22 protein-coding genes are annotated in these 20,127 nt (G+C 70.2%); 4 read left to right on the top strand and 18 right to left on the bottom strand.

Annotation, left to right across the window (positions count from 1 at the left end; all coding sequences use genetic code 11):
- Window positions 1–5: 5 nt before the first annotated feature.
- Both AC1MEY_RS01100 and guaB read right to left on the bottom strand, forming a co-directional pair.
- Entirely contained in the window at window positions 6–1,133 is a 1,128-nt protein-coding gene (locus AC1MEY_RS01100) for a GuaB3 family IMP dehydrogenase-related protein (RefSeq protein WP_480231734.1), read from the bottom strand.
- 30 nt (window positions 1,134–1,163) lie between these two features.
- Window positions 1,164–2,705, bottom strand: coding sequence for an IMP dehydrogenase (gene guaB, locus AC1MEY_RS01095; RefSeq protein ID WP_480228915.1), 1,542 nt, complete (start codon window positions 2,703–2,705; stop codon window positions 1,164–1,166).
- Between the two features lie 188 nt (window positions 2,706–2,893).
- Here guaB and AC1MEY_RS01090 point away from each other — a divergent pair, with 188 nt between their 5' ends.
- Window positions 2,894–3,301, top strand: coding sequence for a DUF5319 domain-containing protein (locus AC1MEY_RS01090; protein ID WP_163797301.1), 408 nt, complete (start codon window positions 2,894–2,896; stop codon window positions 3,299–3,301).
- A 23-nt stretch (window positions 3,302–3,324) separates the two neighbouring features.
- On the opposite strand, the gene AC1MEY_RS01085 is transcribed toward AC1MEY_RS01090, so the two are convergent.
- The 3 genes from AC1MEY_RS01085 to AC1MEY_RS01075 all read right to left on the bottom strand — a co-directional run bounded on the left by AC1MEY_RS01085 (window position 3,325) and on the right by AC1MEY_RS01075 (window position 5,952).
- The gene (locus tag AC1MEY_RS01085) at window positions 3,325–4,503 is read right to left on the bottom strand and encodes an anti-sigma-D factor RsdA (protein WP_480228914.1); all 1,179 of its coding nucleotides are present in this window, start codon (window positions 4,501–4,503) and stop codon (window positions 3,325–3,327) included.
- The gene (locus AC1MEY_RS01080; RefSeq protein ID WP_480228913.1) at window positions 4,496–5,074 is read right to left on the bottom strand and encodes a sigma-70 family RNA polymerase sigma factor; all 579 of its coding nucleotides are present in this window, start codon (window positions 5,072–5,074) and stop codon (window positions 4,496–4,498) included. The genes AC1MEY_RS01085 and AC1MEY_RS01080 overlap by 8 nt, the downstream gene beginning before the upstream one ends.
- Window positions 5,075–5,163: 89 nt before the next feature.
- The gene (locus tag AC1MEY_RS01075; protein WP_480228912.1) at window positions 5,164–5,952 is read right to left on the bottom strand and encodes a hypothetical protein; all 789 of its coding nucleotides are present in this window, start codon (window positions 5,950–5,952) and stop codon (window positions 5,164–5,166) included.
- Between the two features lie 441 nt (window positions 5,953–6,393).
- Here AC1MEY_RS01075 and AC1MEY_RS01070 point away from each other — a divergent pair, with 441 nt between their 5' ends.
- Entirely contained in the window at window positions 6,394–6,684 is a 291-nt protein-coding gene (locus AC1MEY_RS01070; protein ID WP_480228911.1) for a WhiB family transcriptional regulator, read from the top strand.
- Between the two features lie 67 nt (window positions 6,685–6,751).
- Here the strand turns inward: AC1MEY_RS01070 and AC1MEY_RS01065 are convergent, their stop codons facing one another.
- The 3 genes from AC1MEY_RS01065 to AC1MEY_RS01055 form a co-directional block, all read right to left on the bottom strand.
- Window positions 6,752–7,144 carry a hypothetical protein gene (locus AC1MEY_RS01065; RefSeq protein WP_480228910.1) on the bottom strand — a complete coding sequence of 131 codons (393 nt, stop codon included), beginning with the start codon at window positions 7,142–7,144 and terminating at the stop codon, window positions 6,752–6,754.
- A gap of 147 nt (window positions 7,145–7,291) precedes the next feature.
- The gene (locus AC1MEY_RS01060; protein WP_480228909.1) at window positions 7,292–7,957 is read right to left on the bottom strand and encodes a pyridoxamine 5'-phosphate oxidase family protein; all 666 of its coding nucleotides are present in this window, start codon (window positions 7,955–7,957) and stop codon (window positions 7,292–7,294) included.
- Between the two features lie 13 nt (window positions 7,958–7,970).
- Complete coding sequence (locus tag AC1MEY_RS01055) at window positions 7,971–8,837, bottom strand: alpha/beta fold hydrolase (RefSeq protein WP_480228908.1); 867 nt, start codon at window positions 8,835–8,837, stop codon at window positions 7,971–7,973.
- 136 nt (window positions 8,838–8,973) lie between these two features.
- Between AC1MEY_RS01055 and AC1MEY_RS01050 the strand changes: the two genes are divergently transcribed.
- Window positions 8,974–9,906, top strand: a complete 933-nt coding sequence (locus AC1MEY_RS01050; RefSeq protein WP_480228907.1) for a LysR family transcriptional regulator — start codon at window positions 8,974–8,976, stop codon at window positions 9,904–9,906.
- Here the strand turns inward: AC1MEY_RS01050 and AC1MEY_RS01045 are convergent.
- The 9 genes from AC1MEY_RS01045 to alr form a co-directional block, all read right to left on the bottom strand.
- Window positions 9,903–10,079 carry a hypothetical protein gene (locus tag AC1MEY_RS01045; RefSeq protein WP_480228906.1) on the bottom strand — a complete coding sequence of 59 codons (177 nt, stop codon included), beginning with the start codon at window positions 10,077–10,079 and terminating at the stop codon, window positions 9,903–9,905. The two genes, AC1MEY_RS01050 and AC1MEY_RS01045, sit on opposite strands and share 4 nt — an antisense overlap.
- Before the next feature lie 343 nt (window positions 10,080–10,422).
- Window positions 10,423–12,048, bottom strand: a complete 1,626-nt coding sequence (gene groL, locus AC1MEY_RS01040) for a chaperonin GroEL (protein ID WP_480228905.1) — start codon at window positions 12,046–12,048, stop codon at window positions 10,423–10,425.
- A 92-nt stretch (window positions 12,049–12,140) separates the two neighbouring features.
- Window positions 12,141–12,443 (bottom strand): co-chaperone GroES, encoded by a 303-nt coding sequence (gene groES, locus AC1MEY_RS01035; RefSeq protein ID WP_070356489.1) that lies wholly within the window; start codon window positions 12,441–12,443, stop codon window positions 12,141–12,143.
- 212 nt (window positions 12,444–12,655) lie between these two features.
- A complete protein-coding gene (tsaD, locus tag AC1MEY_RS01030; protein WP_480228904.1) occupies window positions 12,656–13,681 on the bottom strand; it encodes a tRNA (adenosine(37)-N6)-threonylcarbamoyltransferase complex transferase subunit TsaD in 1,026 nt (341 codons plus the stop codon).
- Window positions 13,678–14,154 carry a ribosomal protein S18-alanine N-acetyltransferase gene (gene rimI / locus AC1MEY_RS01025; RefSeq protein ID WP_480228903.1) on the bottom strand — a complete coding sequence of 159 codons (477 nt, stop codon included), beginning with the start codon at window positions 14,152–14,154 and terminating at the stop codon, window positions 13,678–13,680. The genes tsaD and rimI overlap by 4 nt, the downstream gene beginning before the upstream one ends.
- Complete coding sequence (gene tsaB / locus AC1MEY_RS01020; RefSeq protein ID WP_480228902.1) at window positions 14,151–14,780, bottom strand: tRNA (adenosine(37)-N6)-threonylcarbamoyltransferase complex dimerization subunit type 1 TsaB; 630 nt, start codon at window positions 14,778–14,780, stop codon at window positions 14,151–14,153. The genes rimI and tsaB overlap by 4 nt, the downstream gene beginning before the upstream one ends.
- Window positions 14,777–15,259 (bottom strand): tRNA (adenosine(37)-N6)-threonylcarbamoyltransferase complex ATPase subunit type 1 TsaE, encoded by a 483-nt coding sequence (gene tsaE, locus AC1MEY_RS01015; protein ID WP_480228901.1) that lies wholly within the window; start codon window positions 15,257–15,259, stop codon window positions 14,777–14,779. Before tsaE ends, tsaB begins: the two co-directional genes overlap by 4 nt.
- On the bottom strand, window positions 15,252–16,346 hold the full coding sequence (locus AC1MEY_RS01010) for an alpha/beta fold hydrolase (protein WP_480228900.1): 1,095 nt from the start codon (window positions 16,344–16,346) through the stop codon (window positions 15,252–15,254). The genes tsaE and AC1MEY_RS01010 overlap by 8 nt, the downstream gene beginning before the upstream one ends.
- Window positions 16,343–17,518, bottom strand: coding sequence for an alanine racemase (gene alr, locus AC1MEY_RS01005; protein WP_480228899.1), 1,176 nt, complete (start codon window positions 17,516–17,518; stop codon window positions 16,343–16,345). The genes AC1MEY_RS01010 and alr overlap by 4 nt, the downstream gene beginning before the upstream one ends.
- A 67-nt stretch (window positions 17,519–17,585) precedes the next feature.
- On the opposite strand from alr, the gene AC1MEY_RS01000 reads away from it, so the two are divergent.
- On the top strand, window positions 17,586–18,713 hold the full coding sequence (locus tag AC1MEY_RS01000; RefSeq protein ID WP_480228898.1) for a hypothetical protein: 1,128 nt from the start codon (window positions 17,586–17,588) through the stop codon (window positions 18,711–18,713).
- Between the two features lie 6 nt (window positions 18,714–18,719).
- Here AC1MEY_RS01000 and gad read toward each other — a convergent pair whose 3' ends face one another.
- Window positions 18,720–20,114 (bottom strand): glutamate decarboxylase, encoded by a 1,395-nt coding sequence (gene gad, locus AC1MEY_RS00995; protein ID WP_480228897.1) that lies wholly within the window; start codon window positions 20,112–20,114, stop codon window positions 18,720–18,722.
- Window positions 20,115–20,127: the final 13 nt, after the last annotated feature.

Here is a 20,127-nt window from a genome sequence, read left to right as displayed (position 1 = left end):
CAGGTCTAGCTGCCGACGGTCAGTCCGACCTTCTGGAATTCCTTGAGGTCGCAGTAACCCGCCTTGGCCATCGCGCGGCGAAGTCCTCCGACGAGGTTCAGCGAGCCGAACGGGTCGTCGGACGGTCCCGACAGCACCTGCTGCAGGGACGGCCGCTCGCCGACGGCGACCTGGAGCAGCGCGCCGCGCGGCAACGACGGGTGCGCCGCGGCCGACGGCCAGAACCAGCCGTCGCCGAGCGCCTCCTTGGCCGCCGTGAGCGGCGTGCCCAGGACGACGGCGTCGGCGCCGCAGGCGATGGCCTTCGCGAGATCGCCGGAGGTGTGGATGTCGCCGTCGGCCAGCACGTGCACGTACCGCCCGCCGGTCTCGTCGAGGTATTCGCGGCGCGCGGCGGCGGCATCGGCGATCGCGGTGGCCATCGGCACGCTGATGCCGAGCACCTCGCTGCTGGTGGTGGCACCCCAGGTGGAGCCGTAGCCCACGATGACGCCGGCGGCGCCGGTGCGCATCAGGTGCAGCGCGGTGCGGTGATCGAGCACACCGCCCGCGACGACCGGGATGTCGAGTTCGGAGATGAACGTCTTGAGGTTCAGCGGTTCGCCATCGGTGGCGACGCGCTCGGCCGAGATGATCGTGCCCTGGATGACGAGCAGGTCGATGCCGGCGGCGACGAGCACCGGCGTGAGGGCCTGCGCGTTCTGCGGGCTGACGCGGACGGCGGTGGTGACGCCGGCGTCGCGGATCCGGGACACCGCGGCACCCAGCAGCTCCGGGTCGATCGGCGCGGCGTGCAGCTCCTGCAGCAGTCGGACGGCGGCCGACGGCTCGGGGTCCTTGTTGGCGGCCTCGACCACCTGCGCGACCTTCGCCTCGACGTCGGCGTGCCTGCCGATCAGCCCCTCGCCGTTGAGCACGCCGAGTCCGCCGAGCCGGCCCAGCTCGATCGCGAACTCCGGCGACACCAGCGAGTCGGTGGGGTGGGCGACCACCGGGATCTCGAAGCGGTAGGCGTCGAGCTGCCACGCCGTCGAGACGTCCTGCGAGGACCGCGTCCGGCGGGACGGGACGATGTTGATCTCGCCGAGTTCGTAGGTGCGGCGGGCAGTTCGGCCCATGCCTATTTCGACCATGTCACGCATGACTGTTGTGTTCCCCCAGCCCTATCGGGCGTAGTAGTTGGGCGCTTCGACCGTCATCGTGATGTCGTGCGGGTGGCTCTCCTTGAGCCCCGCCGCGGTGATCTGCACGAACTGCGCCTGCTGCAGGTGCTCGATGGTGGCCGATCCGGTGTACCCCATCGCCGCGCGCAGACCACCCGTCAACTGGTGGACGACCGTGGACAGCGGGCCGCGGAACGGCACGCGCCCCTCGATGCCCTCGGGCACCAGCTTGTCCTCGCTGAGGACGTCGTCCTGGAAGTAGCGGTCCTTCGAGAAGCTCTTCTGGGTGCCGCGGCCCTGCATGGCGCCCAGGGACCCCATGCCGCGGTAGCTCTTGAATTGCTTGCCGTTGACGAAGACCAGATCGCCGGGCGCCTCGGCGGTACCCGCCAGCAGGGACCCCAACATCGCCGTCGACGCACCGGCGGCCAGTGCCTTGGCGATGTCGCCCGAGTACTGCAGACCGCCGTCGGCGATCACCGGCACGCCGTGCGGCGAGCATGCGGCGACGGCCTCGAGGATGGCCGTGATCTGTGGTGCGCCGACGCCCGCGACGACGCGGGTGGTGCAGATGGAGCCGGGGCCGACGCCCACCTTGACCGCGTCCGCGCCGGCCTCGACCAGCGCCAGCGCCGCGGCGCGGGTGGCGACGTTGCCGCCGACGACGTCGACGCGCTCGCCGACCATCGACTTGACCCAGTGGACCATGTCGAGCACGCCGCGGTTGTGGGCGTGCGCGGTGTCGACGATGACGACGTCGACGCCGGCGTCGACCAGGGTCATCGCGCGCTCGCGGGCGTCGCCGCCCACGCCGACCGCGGCACCGACCAGCAGGCGGCCGTCGCTGTCCTTGGTGGCGAGCGGGAACTGCTCGGTCTTGACGAAGTCCTTGACGGTGATGAGCCCGGTCAGCTTGCCGTGACCGTCGACGATCGGCAGCTTCTCGATCTTGTGCCTGCGCAGCAGACCCAGCGCGGCCTCGGCCGACACGCCCTCCTGGGCGGTGATCAGCGGCGCCTTGGTCATCACCTCGCCGACCGGCTTGTTGGTGTCGACCTCGAAGCGCATGTCGCGGTTGGTGATGATGCCGACCAGCGACCCGCGCGCATCGACGACCGGCAGGCCCGAGATGCGGAACCGGGCGCACATCGCGTCGACCTCGGCCAGGGTGTGTTCCGGGGTGCAGGTGACCGGGTTGGTGACCATGCCGGCCTCGGACCGCTTGACGGTCTCGACCTGGCCGGCCTGTTCGGCGACCGGGAGGTTCCGGTGCAGCACGCCCATGCCGCCGGCGCGGGCCATGGCGATGGCCATCCGGGACTCGGTGACCGTGTCCATGGCGGAGCTGACCAGCGGCACGCGCAGCCGGATCCGCTTGGTCAGCTGGCTGGAGGTGTCGGCGTTGGCCGGCACGACGTCCGACGCGGCCGGCAGCAGCAGGACGTCGTCGAAGGTGAGGCCGAGCATCGCGACCTTGGTGGGGTCGTCGCCGCCGGTGGGCACGGGGACGGAGAGGGGAAGGCTGCTTTCAGCGATAGACATGGGGGGTGGCCTCCCAGGGGGCACGACGCGTTGAGACGATGATCGACCATCTTATCGGGACGGGTGGCCGTGCTCGGGTTCACGCTCCGCGAGGACCGCCGGAAACACCCCCGAAACCTCCCCCGACACGCGCACTGCCGTGCGCGAACGGCTGGCGCGATCCCCGAGGGCTTGCGTACTGTGGAGTCGTGCGTGACCACCTGCCGCCTGGTTTGCCGCCCGATCCGTTCGCCGACGATCCCTGCGACCCGTCGGCGGCTCTCGACGCGATCGAGCCGGGTCAGCCACTGGACTCCCAGGAGCGCATCGCCGTGGAGGCCGATCTCGCCGATCTGGCGGTCTACGAAGCGCTGCTGGCGCACAAGGGGATTCGCGGCCTCGTCGTCTGTTGCGACGAGTGCCAGCAGGACCACTACCACGACTGGGACATGCTGCGCGCCAACCTGTTGCAGCTGCTCGTCGACGGCACCGTCCGGCCGCACGAACCGGCCTACGATCCCGAGCCCGATGCCTACGTGACATGGGACTACTGCCGCGGATACGCGGATGCCTCGCTGAACGAGGCGACGTCGTCGGACTCCGACGGCTATCGCTGACGGCGTAACGAGATCCGACTCACCTAACCCGGTACGACCACCGTCGTCGTGACCGGGGTCTCCTCCACCGGCGAACGGCCGGGCACCTGCGTGGGCGACTCGACCGGCGCCTGACCCACGGGTGCCTCCACGCTCGGCGCCGGGGCCTGCGGCCGCGTGGCGGCCACCGTCGTCGTGGTCGTGGTGGTCGGGCTCGGCTGCGGCGCCGCCGTCGTCGTCGTGACCGGCCGTGGCGTCGTGGCCGGTGGCACCGTCGTGGTCGGCGTGGCGGTGGTGGCGGTGGCCGTGGTGGGCACCGTGCTCGTCGGCGCCGGGATGCTCGACGGCGACGTGCTGGTCGGGGTCGCGGTGGTCGGCGACGCGGGTGTCTCGGAACTCGTCGGGGTCGGGCTGGTGACCGGCGAGGTGTCGGTCGGCGATGTCGGCGAGGTCGGCGACGTCAGCACGGCCTCGGGGCCGGGCACGTCGGTGACCGACGTGGTCTCGGTCGTGGTGGTGGTCTCGGTGGTGTCGGTGGTGTCGGTGATGACCGGCACCGGCAGCAGCGTCAGCGGCGAATCGGGCAGCAGCACGGGCGGCGGGTCGCCGACCGGCGGCAGCGTGGCGGCCGGGTCCTGCTCGACGACCTTGTAGGTCAGCGCATTCCACTGCTCGATGAGGTCGTGCTTCTGCTCGACGGTCTCGACGCTCTGCACGGTGTTGGACAACGCGGCGAGCTTGTTCTGGGCCTGATCCCACTGGCCCTGCTCGACCAGCTGCTGCACCTGCGCCAGCTCCTGCTGCGCGGCGAGCACCACCTGGTCGTCGCGGGTGACCTGCTGCTCACCGAAGATCATGGTGCGCATGCCGTACAGCCCGTCCCCGGGTGCCGCGCCGTAGACGGCGACTCCGAAGCCGCCGGCGCACAGCACGGCTGCGGCCGCCGATCCGACCACCGCGAGGGAGAGGCGGTTCGCCCGGCGGGGTGCCCGTGCGGAGTCGAGCGCCAGCGCAGCGTCGCGTTCGGTGACCATCGCCGACACCGGCGTGTCCCGCACGCCGTCGCGCCAGTCCGCGAACAGGAACGCGAGTTCCGCCTCCGCGGGATCGGTCGAGTACACCGGCTGATTCGAACTCAGCGACTCGATGAACCGGTCGACCCGGTTGATGTCGTTGAGGCTGGGATCTCCCCCATTGGAGGTCCAGCGGCCTTGTTCAGGCATGGTCGTGTCCTGTCGCCATGACTTCGTTCTTGAGCCGTGCGAGCGCACGGTGCTGGGCCACGCGCACCGCACCGGCGGTGCTGCCGACGGCCTCGGCGGTCTCTTCGGCGCTCATGCCGACGACGACGCGCAGGATGATGATCTCCCGTTGCTTCTCCGGCAGGATCTCGAGCAGCTTCTTCATGCGTGCCGCGGAGTCCGCGTCGATGGCCATCTGCTCGGGTCCGAGTGCCGACGACGCCCGTTCGGGCAGGGTGTCCGTGGCGTCACTCTTGTTGCGCCCAGCGGCGCGGTGGGCGTCAGCAACCTTGTGTGCGGCGATGCCATAGACGAAGGCCAGGAACGGTCGTCCCTGATCCCTGTAGCGCGGCAGCGCCGTGATGGCGGCCAAGCACACCTCCTGAGCCACGTCGTCAGCTGATAGACCACTTCGGTCCGCGGTTCCGACCCTCGCCCGGACGTACCGGACGATGATCGGGCGGATGGTCGCCAGCACTTCCCGGAGCGCGTCTCGATCGCCGGCCACCGCCTGAGCAACGACAGCATCGAGACCATCTCCCGAAATTGTCATCGTGCGCGATATCTCCAGCGTTACGGATGGGGCGAACCCCAGGCAGGTGTGTCAGTCAAAGACTAATGATCCGTCGGAGACGGTCGGAATCAGCGGACCGACCACACGCCGCCGCCAACTCGTACGGTAGCCGCGGATTCGTCGCGTAGCGCGGCGACGTCCGGCGGCGCGAGCACCGCGCTCCCCACGTCGGCCAGCAGGGAGGCCAAAGCCCAGCTCAGAGGTATCAGACCCAGTCGTCGGGAGCGGTCCAGAGCCGCGTCGGCGACCCTCCTCGAGCCGGCCACGTCACCCACCGAACACAGTGCCGCGGCGAGCACCACCTGGGACTTCACGGCGTGTCGCGCCGACCCGACGGATCCGGCCAGGTCCACCGCACGCTCGGCGTGACCCACGGCGAGTTCTCCGCGACCCGTGAACATGGCCAGTTCGGCGTTCACCCACGCCGACCGGACGCGGACGCGGTCCGTCGCCTCGCCCGCGAGCGGCTCGGCCCGGGTCAGCAGGCGAGCGGACAGCGCGAAGCGGCCGACCCCGAGCGCGTCGGCTGCCAGACCGACGAGTGCGTCGGCGCCGGCGTCGGGGTCACCGCCCGCGAGCGCCCAGGCGTGACCGTCGTACGGCCGCGCCGCCGCGTGGTGGCCGAGCTGGCGCAGGAACGACGCGCGTGTGCTGTGCGCCACCGAGGCAAAGGATGCGGCGCCCGGAGCGCGGCTCAGCGCCTCGAGGTCGCCCAACCCTCGGGCGTACCTGCCCTGGCCGCCCGCGGCGACCGCCCGGTGCCACAGGCCGGCGGCCGTGCGGGCCGCGGGCAGCGGCCACAGGTCGGGCCGTGCGCCGAAGGCGGCGTCCACCAGGTCATCGGCCTCGTCGTCCATCAGCGAACGACGCTACCAACGCCGCGGAATTACGGTCCTGGAGCGTCCGAAACCGGCGAAATCACACCGTGGGTGTTGCCAATTCAACATTCGTTAACAGTTGATGGAGCGCGTGTTACGACCACGTCAACCACCCCCGTTCGATGCGGGTGTGCGTATGGCCGATCTTCGGCGCGAGCAGCCAAAACACGGTTCGTTGCCCAGATGTGCTCGACTCGTGACCACAGGACTCGTTGCGAGCAGGTCCCTTTGATGAACGGGATGTAAATTCCCGAGCAGGCGCTATGCCCCTGAGCAAGTGCGCTGGCTATTGACGCCATTTCCAGCACCCTCATACGTTGTGTTCACGAGAAGTCAGCGGCGACTTGCACTCGGAATGGTTCACGACTCAACGCGATGTCGCGTGACGCGGAAGCATCGCGTAGAGAGGGGATTTTCCCAATGCCTCAGCCGCAACAACTACCCGGACCCAACGCCGACATCTGGGACTGGCAAATGGACGGTCTCTGCCGGGGGGTCGACTCCTCGATGTTCTTCCATCCCGATGGCGAGCGCGGCAGGGCTCGCGCCCAGCGAGAGATGCGCGCCAAGGAGATGTGCCGAAGCTGCCCCGTGATCGCGCAGTGCCGCACCCATGCACTTGCCGTGGGCGAGCCGTACGGCATCTGGGGTGGCCTGAGCGAGTCCGAGCGGGAAATGCTGCTGAAGCGGGGCATCCGCCGCAGCGCCTGACCCACTGCCGTACCGATACGACGACACCCCCGGTCCATCAGGGCCGGGGGTGCCGTCGTATCCGGGGTCAGGGAGCAGGCCGCAGGAGACCCTGCACCGCGAACCGCACGAACCCGTTGGCGCGGGTCACCACGGACGACGTGGCGGGTACCGCCGCCTGCGCTGCCGAGTTGAGCGACGCGACGCCGGCCTGGAGACCGGTGTTGTTGATCCCCGTGACGGCCTGCAGGCCGGTGTTGTTGATCGCGGTGATGCCCTGCAGTCCCGAGTTGTTCTGGTTGACCACGTTCTGCACCGCCCCGTTGGCGCCGCTCACCGCCGCGCTCACGGCGGAGTCGAGCGGCCCACCGTCGGCGAAGGCCATCGCCGCCGGTGCCCCGAGCATCAATCCACCGGCGACCACCGTCACCCCGAGAGTCCTTGCCGCGAGAGCCTTCGACGGCATCCTGTGCTTGGCCACGTTGCCCTGCCTTCCTGTCGACGCCTGACCCTCGGATGGATCAGATGGTTAGCCAAGAATAGCTTTCGGCAATCGTTTCGCAAGGGCCTTCCAGGGACGTTATCGGTATGTAATACCTGCTGCAGGGCAATATTGTCGATTGGACGGTTAGCTGTTGGCTAACTCGTTAGGCGGTTCGCTGCGTTGCTGCTTGGTGAGCGCCGCCTTGAGTGCGGCGTTCTCCGCCTCGAGGTCGGACAGCCGGCGCCGGACGTCGGCGAGCATCGGTTCGAGTTCCTCCACGGTGAACCGCGGCGTGATGTGCTGCGGGCAGTTCCAGTCGAAGGCCTCGACGGTGACGACGACGGCGCGTTCCACCACCGCGTCGTACGCGGGATCGGCCAGCGCGGCGATCAGCTCCGGGTCCTGCTCGGCGGTGACGATCCTGGCGCGCCCGAACACCTTGAGTCGTCGCCGCTGCGCGTAGTCGACGGCGATGATCGCCATCCGGTCGTCGCCACCGAGGTTTCCGGTGCTGATGTACTGCAGGTTGCCGCGGAAGTCGGCCCAGCCGAGGGTGTGTTCGTCGAGCACGCGGACGAACCCCCGCGGCCCGCCGCGGAACTGGACGTACGGCCAGCCGGTCTCGCCGACCGTCGCCAGATAGCAGCCGTCGCGTTCGGCCAGGAACTCCGCCTCGTCGTCGGTCAGCGGGTCGGGCCCCGCCGCGGCACCGGCGACGCGCTTGCGGGAGTAGAACGCCTCACTGCCGCGCTCTCGCTGGACCTTCCGGACGTCGTCGGTGAATGCGATCGCGGGATAGCGCCGGCTCATGTCGCGTCCAGCGTCACAGCGTGCCCATGAATTCCCGGATGTAGCCGCTGATCTCGTCGCCGTGCGTCTCCAGGGCGAAGTGGCCGGCGTCGAGGAGGTGGTACTGCCCGTCGGGGAGGTCCCGCTTGAACGCCTCCGCGCCTGCGGCACCGAAGATCTCGTCGTTCCTCCCCCACGTCACGAGCAGCGGCGGCTGATGGGTCCGGAAGTACTCCTGGAACGCGGGGTAGCCGTCGAGGTTGAACTGGTAGTCCCAGAACAGCTGCAGCTGGATCGCGTCGTTGCCCTTGCGGTCCAGGCCGGCCTGGTCGTTGAGCCAGGCGTCGGGCGCGATGCGGTCGAGTCGGTCGGTGGGGACGCCGTGGGTGTACTGCCAGTACGTCTTCTCGGCCGTCAGGTACCCGCGGACGGCCTCCTCGTTGGCGGCGCGATCCGCCGCATGCGCGAACAGGACGTCCCAGAAGGGGGTGAAGCCCTCGACGTAGGCGTTGCCGCTCTGCGAGACGATCGCCGTGATCCGCTCCGGGTTGGCCGTCGCGATGCGCAGTCCGATGGGCGCGCCGTAGTCGTGGATGTAGATGGCGAAGCGTTCCAGCCCCAGGTGGGCGATGAGCTTCTCGGTGATCTCGGCGAGGTGGTCGAAGCTGTAGGTGAACTGCGTGACCGACGGCATCGACGATCGGCCGAAGCCGACGTGGTCGGGTGCGACCAGGTGGTAGGCATCCGACAGCGAGTCGATCAGGTTGCGGAACATGTGCGAACTCGACGGGAAGCCATGCAGCAGAAGCAGAGTCGGGTTCGCCGGATCGCCGGCCTCTCGGTAGAAGACCTCCAGCCCGTCGATGGCGGCGGTGCGGTAGCGCGTACTGAAGGTGGGCATGGGTGTCCTCTCGAGGGCGGGTAGTGCAGCTCGGCGTCCACATTGCGTGGTCCGCGACGGTCGATAAAGGGGAGAAACGGGAACGCGGCAATCGCGCGGCCCGATCAATTGACGCCGGTCTGACTAACATCACCGAATGGAGTTGCGTCAGCTCGAGGCATTCGTCGCCGTTGCCGATGAACTGCACTTCAAGCGCGCCGCCGAGAAGCTCCACGTAGGCCAGCCGACGCTCAGCGACCTGGTCCGACGTCTGGAGCGTGACCTGGGGACACCGCTCTTCACCCGCACTACGCGGCGGGTGGCCCTCACCGAGGCGGGCGTGGAACTGCTGGGCCGGGCCCGGGCCATCCTCGAGGACGTCGCGGGGGCGGGAGCGGCCGTCCGCCGGATCGCCGGCGGGGACGCGGGGACGGTGCGGCTCGGCATCACGCCGCCCGTCGCGCCGACGCTGGCACCGCATCTCGCCGCGGCCCTCGCGCGCGAGGCACCCGACGTCGAACTGGTGGTGCGCCGCATGTGGCTGCCGGATCTACAGCGCGCCATCCCCGACGGCGAGGTCGACGTGACCATCACGTGCGGCCTGGTGCCGGACCCGCCGGGGATCATCAGCGAGGTGTTCTGCGCGGAACCGCTGATCGCCAGCGTGCGCGGTGACCACCCGCTCGCCGGCCGCGATTCGGTGAGCGTGCACGATCTGAGCGCCGAGACGCTGGGGCTGCGCAGCGGCGATCTCTATCCAGCGAGCCCGATGGCCTTCCGGCAGGTTCTCGAGGCAGTCGGATCGTCGCCCGCCACGGTCGAATTGGTCGACATCGACTTCTCGGCGCGCCGGTGGAGCGAGCAGGCCGAGGTGGACTGGATCCTCACGACGGCGGCGAGTGCGGGCCTCGACTTCCCGAGCCCGCTGGTTCCGCTGTCGCCGGCGCTGTACATGCCGTACACCCTGCAGTGGTGCCCGATCCGGGCCGCAACGGCGGCGGTGGGCAGATTCGTCAACCTGGCGCTCCACGAGGACGTGCCGCCGGGGTGGATCGAACTCCCGGACCACTTCCCCGGCGAGGACGACTAGTCGGGCCAGAGTTGCATGCCGTACGAACTCAGCACGGCGAGCGAACGGTTCCACTCGTCGAGGAGTTCGTCGATGCGCGACACCGTGGGGTTCACGTCGCCTTCGGGTGCATCGTGGAGCGCGGCGGCCAGTGACCGCAGTTCGGCCTCGATCGTGCCTGGGTCACGCAGCATGGCAAACTCCCCGGATCAGTCCCTTTCTCCGAGTATGCGCCGCAATCCGTACCTTGGCAATGTTTCGACCGAAGTCCAGCTAGAGGCCGATGTGGCGGGCCGGATTAGCCGATGCGGTCAATAAAGCGACCTTGAACTGCGCTGATGATCCCCGAGCGGGCCATCATCGTGCATTTGGAAGTAGCCGCCAGCAAAGTGCGCAGGTCGACGGCGGTTCCGGCGCAAGCGGCCGACGATCGACTCCTCGTAGCGCCCGGCAACCATCGGACGCGGAGAAGAGGGCCCAAAACGACGAAAGCGCCCCCGACCCTAGGGGCCGGGGGCGCTCCGTTCGAACGCGCTACTAGTGGGCGTGACCGTGGTGGCCGTGCCCGTGTCCGTCGTCCTCCGCCTCGGCGGGCTTCTCGACGATGGCGGTCTCGGTGGTGAGCACCATCCGTGCGACGGACGCGGCGTTGAGCACCGCGGACCGGGTCACCTTGACGGGGTCCACGATGCCGTCGGCCAGCAGGTCGCCGTACGTGAGGGTCGCGGCGTTGAAGCCCTGACCCGCAGGCAGTTCGGAGACCTTGTTGACCACGACCGCGCCGTCGAGACCGGCGTTGGTGGCGATCCAGTACAGCGGCGAGGACAGCGCCGAGGAGAACACCTCGACGCCGAGCGCCTCGTCACCCGTGACCGACGAGCGCAGACCGTCGAGGGCCGAGCGGGCCTGGACGAGCGCCGCGCCACCGCCGGTGACGATGCCCTCCTCGACGGCCGCCTTGGCCGCCGACACGGCGTCCTCGACGGCTTCCTTGCGCTTCTTGAGGTCGGTCTCGGTGGCCGCGCCGACCTTGATGACCGCGACGCCGCCGGCCAGCTTGGCCAGCCGCTCCTCGAGCTTCTCGCGATCCCAGTCGGAGTCGGTGGACTCGATCTCGGCGCGCAGCTGCGACTTGCGGGCTTCGATCGCGTCCTCGGCGCCGCCACCGTCGACGATCACGGTGCTGTCCTTGTTGACGACGACGCGGCGAGCCGTGCCGAGCACGTCGAGGCCGACCTCGCGCAGCAGCAGACCCACGTCGGGGTTCACCACCTGGCCGCCGGTGACGACGGCGAGGTCGTCCAGGAACGCCTTGCGGCGATCACCGAAGAACGGCGCCTTGACCGCGACGGCCTTGAGCGTCTTGCGGATGGCGTTGACCACCAGCGTGGACAGGGCTTCGCCCTCGACGTCCTCGGCGATGATCAGCAGCGGCTTGCCCGACTCGGCGACCTTCTCCAGCAGCGGCAGCAGGTCCGGCAGCGAGCTGACCTTGTCGCGGTGCAGCAGCACCAGCGCGTCCTCGAGGACGGCTTCCTGCGAGTCGAAGTCGGTGATGAAGTACGCCGACGTGAAGCCCTTGTCGAAGCCGACGCCCTCGGTGACCTCGAGTTCGGTGTGCAGCGTCGAGGACTCCTCGATGGTGACGACACCGTCGACGCCCACCTTGGTCATCGCCTCGCCGACCAGCTTGCCGACCTCTGCGTCCCGCGAGGAGACGGTGGCGACCTGGGCGATGGAGTTCTCGTCCTTGACCGGGGTGGCCGCGGCCAGCAGGGCCTCGGACACCGCGTCGGCGGCCTTCGAGATGCCTGCGCCGAACGCGATCGGGTTGGCGCCTGCGGCGATGTTGCGCAGCCCCGCCTTGATGATGGCCTGCGCGAGGACGGTCGCCGTGGTGGTGCCGTCGCCGGCCACGTCGTTGGTCTTGGTGGCGACCGACTTGACCAGCTGGGCGCCGAGGTTCTCGAACGGATCCTCGATGTCGATCTCGCGGGCGATGGTGACGCCGTCGTTGGTCACGACCGGACCGCCGAAGGCCTTGGCCAGCACCACGTGCCTGCCGCGCGGACCGAGCGTGACGCGTACCGCGTCGGCGAGCTTGTCGACACCCGCCTCCATGGCTCGGCGCGCAGTCTCGTTGAACTCAATCTGCTTGCTCATGAATGTTCTTCCTGCTTGAAAGACAGTGGAACGCATGCCGCCCCGGACATCACCCGTCGACGACGGGGATCTCCGGGGCGGGACACGAGTGCTTACTTGTTGACGACAGCCAGCACGTCACGGGCCGAGAGGATCAGGTACTCCTCGCCGCCGTACTTGATCTCGGTGCCGCCGTACTTGCTGTAGATCACGGTGTCGCCCTCGGCGACGTCCAGGGGGATGCGCTTCTCGCCATCCTCGTCCCAGCGGCCGGGGCCAACTGCGACGACGGTGCCTTCCTGCGGCTTCTCCTTGGCCGTGTCAGGAATGACCAGGCCGGAAGCGGTGGTCGTCTCGGCCTCGTTGGCCTGTACGAGGATCTTGTCCTCGAGTGGCTTGATGTTGACGCTCGCCACGATGGAGCCCTCCACTAGTTCGGGTGTCGTGCCCGGGTAGTCCCGGGCATGGGTCGAATACAAGGTGTTCGGCATGCGTCCGAGCCCCATTGCGCCGTCGTCGCGGGAGCCGGAACACCGGGGTTGGCCGCCTGCCACCTAGCACTCTATACACGCGAGTGCTAGCACTCAAGGCTGGGCCGTGCGCGGTCCGAACGGGTGCGACCGAACGGTCACGCCACCTGGCCCTTGAGCACCGGCAGGCCGGGGTCGCTGGCCACGTCGAGCGGCGACGGCGCGGCTCCCGCCGCGATCAGATGGGCGGCGAACGACGCGATCATGGCGCCGTTGTCGGTGCACAGTCGCGGCCTCGGCACCCGCAGGGTCAGGCCCGCGGCGGTGCAGCGTTCCTCGGCCAATTCGCGCAGCCGGGAGTTGGCGGCCACTCCCCCGGCGATCAGGAGCGTGTCGACGCCGAGTTCGGTGGCCGCGCGGATCGCCTTGCGGGTGAGCACGTCGGCCACGGCCTCCTGAAAGCCGGCGGCGACGTCGGCGGTCGCGGCGTCGGGATTGCGCTCGACGTGGCGCGCGACGGCCGTCTTGAGGCCGCTGAAGCTGAACGCGTACGGGTGGTCGCGGGGTCCGGTCATGCCCCGCGGGAACGCGATCGCGTCGCGGTCGCCGGTGCGCGCCAGGTCGTCGAGCGGCTTGCCGCCCGGGTAGCCGAGGCCCAGCAGCCGGGCCACCTTGTCGTAGGCCTCGCCCGCGGCGTCGTCGACCGTGCTGCCCAGTTCTTCGATGGGCTCGCCCAGCGATCGGACGTGCAGCAGGTGGGTGTGCCCGCCGGACACCAGCAGCCCGATGCTCTCGGGCAGCGGGCCGTGCTCGTAGACGTCGGCGGCCAGGTGCCCACCGAGGTGGTTGACCGCGTAGAACGGGACCTCCCACGCGGCGGCGTAGGCCTTCGCGGCCGCCACGCCGACGAGCAGTGCGCCCGCGAGGCCCGGTCCGATGGTGGCGGCGACGACGTCGGGCCTGTCGATTCCGGCCACCTCGAGGGCGCGGCGCATGGTCGGTCCGAGCGCCTCGAGGTGGGCGCGCGAGGCGATCTCGGGGACGACGCCGCCGAACCGCACGTGCTCGTCGACGCTGGAGGCCACCTCGTCGGCGAGCAGCGTCACCGTGCCGTCGGCCGCGAGGTCGCAGATGCCCACGCCCGTCTCGTCGCACGAACTCTCGATCGCCAGGATGGTGGTCACGCCGTCGCCACCCTCGGGTCGCGCCGCATCGTGTAGGCGTCGGCACCGCTGACGCGGTAGTACCGCTTGCGCAGACCCACCCGCGTGAAGCCGACGCTCTCGTACAACCCGATCGCCGCGGCGTTGTCGGTGCGGACCTCCAGGAACACCGCTGCGCCGTCGGCGATGTCGAGGATCCGGTCGAGCAGGTGACGGCCGATCCCCCGGCCCTGGAACGCCTCGTCGACGCCGATGGTGTGGACCTCGAACTCGAACGGTGCCGTGCGGCCCAGACGCGTGATGCCGGCGTATCCGACGAGGGTGCCGTCGACGCGGGCGGCGACGTAGTGGTTGTGCCGCGATTCGAGTTCGCGGATGAAGGCGACCGCCGGCCACGGATCGTCCCCGGGGAACAGCTGTGCCTCCAGTTCGGCGCAGCGGTCGGCGTCGCCGATCCGCAACCCGTCGTAGACGACGTCCACCGGCGCGGTCACGGTCGCTGCTCGCTGCGCGGCTTGGCGTCGGGGCGACGCAGGTAGAGCGGGACGAGCGCCTCGGGTGGCCGCGAGAAGTCCACGGCACGAACCAGACCCGACGACGTCGGGTACGTCGGGTCGAGCCGGGGCAGGTCGAACAGCGCGGCGTGCTCCGGAGAGCCGGCCACGGCGTGGGCACCGCCGGGGACGTCGGTCGGTGCGCATACGGCGGGCCCGTCGACGCGGACGCCGTCGCGGTAGCGCGCCCAGTACACCTCGCGACGACGGGCGTCGGTGACGACGAGCACCTCGCCGGTGGTGTCGATCCCGATGGCGTCGAGGCTGCACACCCCGTACACCGGCACGTCGAGTGCGTGCCCGTAGGCCGCCGCGGTCGCCATGCCCACGCGCAGTCCGGTGAACGGCCCGGGCCCGCACCCGACGACCACCGCGCCGAGGTCCGCCATCGCCACGCCCGCATCGGCCATGGCGCGCAACACGTTCGGGGTGAGCTGCTCGGCGTGCGCCCGCGGGTCGACGGTGACGTGCTCGGCCAGCACGTGCGCGGCGGCACCGTCACGGCGGACCACGCCCGCGGTCACGGCGGGCGAGGCGGTGTCGATGGCCAGGACCAGGGGGCTCACGGGCGTTCGCTCCAGCGCCACACCGCGGTGCGGGTCTCGGTCTCGCCGCCGCGTTCGAGGCGGACGTCGAGGTGACGGTCGGACAGCCGCTCCGCCAGCCCCTCACCCCATTCGACGACGACCACGGCGTCGTCCAGGTCGGTGTCGAGGTCGAGTGAGTCGAGTTCGCCCAGCAGGTCGGCGTCGACGCCCGCGTGACCGCCGAGGAGGCGGTAGACGTCGACGTGCACCAGCGCCGGACGGCCCGCCTGCCGGGCCGGGTGCACCCGGGCGAGGACGAACGTCGGCGAGGTGACCGCGCCCTCGACGTCCATGGCGCGGGCGATGCCCTTGGCCAGCACCGTCTTTCCCGCGCCCAGCGGCCCGGACAGCACGACGACGTCGCCGGCCCGCAGGTCCGCGCCGAGTTCGGCGCCCAGTGCCAACGTGTCGTCGGCGGTGGGGAGTTCGGCCGTGCCCTCGGTGCGCGCCTCAGCCACGGTGCCAGGTCCGTTCGCGAAGCCGGCGGGTGAGGGCGACGAGCTTGGACGGCGTGGCGCGTTCGACCAGGCGGACCAGCGCGTCGTCGACGATCACGGGCTGTTCGAGCTGCACCAGATGACCTGCGCCGCCGACGATCACCAATTCGGACTTCGGCAGCTTGGCCGCCATCGCCGCGGAGTACTCGTGCGGGGTCAGCAGGTCGCGGTCGCCGCACAGCACCAGGGTGGGGATCTTCTCCAGCGTGGCCAGCGCCGCGGTCTCGTCGTGCACCTCGAGGGCGTGCAGGAATCCGACGATCGTCGGGATCGGCGTGTCGTGCATCATCTTCTCCGAGAACGCCACCACGCTGGGGCTGATCTTCTCGTCGCCGTAGGACGCCGCCCGCAAAATGGGGCCGATCACCGACCGCGCGGCACCGCGGGTGCGGTGCACGGTCTTCGGTGCGTACCGGACGGCGAACCGCACGGCCTCCAGGGCGGGGTTGCGCAGGATCTCACCGAGCGGCGAGCGCGAGACACCCTCGGCCGCAGACGATATGAGCGCGACACCGACGATCCGGCTCCGGTAGTGCCTGGGGAACTGGCGGGCGTGGGACAGCACGGTCATCCCGCCCATCGAGTGCCCGACGAGCACCACGGGTCCGCGCGGCGCCATGACCGCCAGCACGGCCTCGAGGTCCTGGCCGAGCTGCGGCACGGTGAACGTGTCGGGCGGGGCCTCGCCGGACCTGCCGTGACCGCGCTGGTCGTAGAAGACCATCCGGACCTGGGTGCCCCACTGCTCGGACAGTCGCGCACGCTGGAAGTAGAAGGCGCCCATGCGGAGACAGAAGCCGTGTGAGAAGACGACGGTCAGCGGCGCGTCCTCGGGCCCCACCTCCCGTACGGCGAGCGGCACGCCGTCCGCGGTGGTCACCACGCAGCTGCGGTCGGCGTCGAGGAGTTCGAAGTCCTCGCCGCGGTGCAGATCGTCCTCGGTCACGCGGCGGGTCAGCGACTTCGCGATCGTGGACCCCGCGAGGCCACCGACCGCCGACAGTCCGGCGAGGCCCGCCAGCCAGCTCGCGTTGCGGACCCGGCTCACCGGCTCGGACCGATCCCCGCGCCGCCGACGTAGGTGCGGGTGACCCGCCCCCGCGGACTGGTCACGATCTCGTAGTTGATGGTGCCGAGCGTCTCGGCCCAGTCCTGCGCGGTCGGTTCGCCGTGCGTGCCGGAGCCGAACAGGACGGCCTCGTCGCCCTCGCGGACGTCGCCGCCGCCGGGTCCGAGGTCCACCACGAACTGGTCCATGCACACCCGACCGACGTTGGGGTGGCGCCGGCCGTTGATCTGCACGTCGAATCGGCCACTCAGACCGCGGAACACGCCGTCGGCGTACCCGATCGGGATGAGCCCGACGGTGGTGTCGCGGTCGGCGATCCAGGTGTGGCCGTAGGAGACGCCGTCGCCGGCCCGGATCGGACGCACCTTGGCCACCGGGCACCTCAGCGTCATGGCCGGGATCAGCCCCATGTCGCCGCGCGCCGGGATGGGGGTCTGGCCGTAGACGGCGATGCCGGGGCGGACCAGGTCGAACGCGAGGTCCGGCCGGGTCATCGCGGCGGGCGAGTTGGCCAGGTGGGCGATCTCGAAGTCGACTCCCGCGGCGGCCGACCGGCGCCGCAGCTCGGAGAAGCGTTGCACCTGAACGTCGTTGACGGGGCTGTCGGGATCGTCACCGCACGCCAGGTGGGACATGATGCCGCGGAGCCGGACAGCGCCCGCGGCGTGGGCCCGGGCCAGCGTGGGCAGCATGCCGTCGAGTTCGCTGCCGCTCGCCCCGTTGCGACTGAGGCCGGTGTCGACCTTGACGGTCAGCACCGCGGGTCGTCCGGTGCGCTCGACCGCGTCGAGCACGTCGTCGAGCTGGCGCGCCGACGACACGGCGATCTGGACGTCGGCGAGCAGCGCGGGTGCGAAGTCGACGCCCGGGGTGTGCAGCCAGGCCAGCAGCGGGCCCGCGAACCCGTCGCGGCGCAGCGTCAGCGCCTCCTCGAGCGTGGCCACGCCGATCTCGGTGGCGCCGGCCGACAGCGCCGCGCGGGCCACGGCCAACGCGCCGTGTCCGTAGCCGTCCGCCTTGACCACCGCCATCACGGCCGCGGATCCGGCGTGCTCGGCGAGCAGTCGCACGTTGTGCGCGATCGCGTCGAGGTCGACGACGGCGGTGGCCGCGTGCGTCGTGGCGGGGGTGGTGACGTCGGTGGTCTGCATGGTCGCCCTCGATTCTTTCAGAACCGGCGGTCTGTACAACGTCCGGCGGCGACCCTACCGTCAGAAGATGAGCGGTGACCTGGTTCGACGCGTCGGGATCCTGCTGATCATCCCAGTCCTGGCGGCGTGCTCCGACGCCTCCGATCCTCCCGGCGCGGCACCGTCGGCGCGTGACCTGACCGCGTGTACCGCGGTGCTGTCGCAGCCGTGGCAGGAGGCCTTCGCGACGAGCGGGGTCGACACCGGCGGCTCGACGACGACGCTCGCGGTCGGTCCCGGCGGCGAGGTGGCGGCCGCGCGCGACGACGCCGCATCGCGCGACCTGCTGATCGTCTCGCCCGAGGGATCGGTGACGACGGTGTACTCGCCGCCGGATCCCGACCGGGACCGACCCGGATTCGCGGCGCTCGACGACCGATGGATCGTCGTCGGCGTGGAGAGGTTCCGGCGCCCATCCCCGGACGCGCCGGCCGGGACGAACGGCGCGCTGCCCACGCTGACCCGCATCGACGTGATCGATCGCCGGGACCGCTCGGTACGGACGGTCGTGGAGAGTTCCGACGCCGACCACCTCACCGGCGGCCCGACCCTCGACTCCTTCGCACTCTCCGACGACGCGGTCTTCTGGATCACCCGCGACACCTACCCGAGCGACGAGGGCGTCCTGCGTTCCTTCGACCTCCAGACCGGCACCGTGGCTCGGGTCGAGGCGGGCCCCATGCGCGACGTCCGCGCCATCCCGGACGGCATCGCGTACTCGCGAAACAGCCCCGTGGAGCACGTCTTCCGGCCGTCCCGCCGACTGCCCGACGGCGTCGCCGCGGTGGTCCGCCCGGACGATCGGTGGACCCTGGCGACCGACGGCGAGGCATACGCGTGGATCACCGGCGTCACCGACGGTGGCACCGGCGTCGCCTGGTGGTCGCCGGATGGCGGGTTGGTTCGGCTCGACACCGGCAGGATGGCACGCGGCGACGGCGCCTTCAGGCCGACGGTCTGGGTCGACGGACGGTACGTCGCCTTCGGCGCCATGCTCGTCGACGCGCGATCGGGCGCCGTGGCCGACGTGGATCCCGTCGTCGTGGGCATGCGTGGTGGCACCGTGGCCCTTCAGCTGCAGGCCCCCGGAGGCAAGTTCGCCCCCAGCGTGGCCGGGATGATCCGCCTCGACGGGCTGCCGACCCCGGCCTGCTGAGCCGCCTCAGTGCGCGAAGGGCTGCACGCCGTCGAAGTGACCGTTCGGCTTCAGCTCGTCGAGCGTCTTGAGCACCGTCAGCATGTCGTCGCGCAGCGCGCGGGCGAGGTCGGCGGAGAAGCCCTCGCGCACCACCACCCGCAGCACCGTCACGTCGGTGGCGTCGTCCGGCATCGTGTACGCGGGCACCTGCCAGCCGAAGGACCGCAGCGCATGCGACACGTCGAACTCGGTGTAGGCGCGGTCCCCGGCCAGCCGGAAGGCGACGACGGGGATGGCCGACCCGTCGGAGATCAGCTCGAAGTGCTCGCTGGTGCGGAGCTGGTCGCCGAGCCACCGCGCTGTGTCGGACAGGCTGTGCATGACCTGCGAGTATCCGGCCCGGCCGAGGCGCAGGAAGTTGTAGTACTGGCCGATGACCTGGTTGCCGCCCTTGGAGAAGTTCAGCGTGAACGTCGGCATGTCGCCACCGAGGTAGTTGACCCGGAACACCAACTCGTCGGGCAGGTGCTCGGCGCTGCGCCACACCACAAAACCGATGCCCGGGTAGGTCAGCCCGTACTTGTGCCCGCTGACGTTGATCGAGACGACCCGGGGCAGCCGGAAGTCCCACGCCACCTCCGGGTGCAGGAACGGCACCACGAAGCCACCGCTGGCGGCGTCGACGTGGACCGGTACGTCCAGCGTGCCGTCGGCGGCCAGCGTGTCGAGGGCGGCGCAGATCTCGGCGATCGGTTCGAGTTCACCGGTGTAGGTGGTGCCCAGGATGGCGACCACGCCGATCGTGTCCTCGGTGACGGCGCCGAGGACCTGCTCCGGGGTGATGACGTAGCGCCCCTCCTCCATCGGCAGGTAGATCGGCTCGACGTCGAAGTAGCGGCAGAACTTCTCCCACACCACCTGCACGTTGGAGCCCATGATCAGGTTGGGCCGACGGGTGCGCCACCCGTTCTCGCCGTCGCCGACCTTCTGCCGCCACCGCCAGCTCATGGCCAGGCCGGCAAGCATCACGGCCTCGCTCGAGCCCACCGTCGACGCCCCGATGGCACTCGCGGGGTCGTCGTCGCGCAGGCCCTCGGCGTGGAACAGGTCCGCCACCATCGACACGCACCGCTGCTCGATGGCGGCCGTCGCCGGGTACTCGTCCTTGTCGATCATGTTCTTGTCGAACGTCTCGGCCATCAGCTTCTCGGCCTCGGGGTCCATCCACGTCGTCACGAACGTCGCGAGGTTGAGCCGCGAACTGCCGTCGAGCATCAGCTCGTCGTGGATGTAGCGGTACGCCGCCTGCGGGTCCATCGGCTCGTCCGGCAGGCGCAGTGCGGGCACCGGTGCGGTCGACAGCCGTCCGGTGTAGGCGGGGGCGATCGACGACGTCGGGCGGTGCCTGCGTGACGACATGGGTGACGGTCTC

The sequence above is a fragment of the Mycobacterium sp. PTI7 genome (assembly GCF_056679845.1).
The sequence above is the reverse complement of the archived record's forward strand: the minus strand, read 5'-3'. Positions and strand labels throughout refer to the sequence as shown.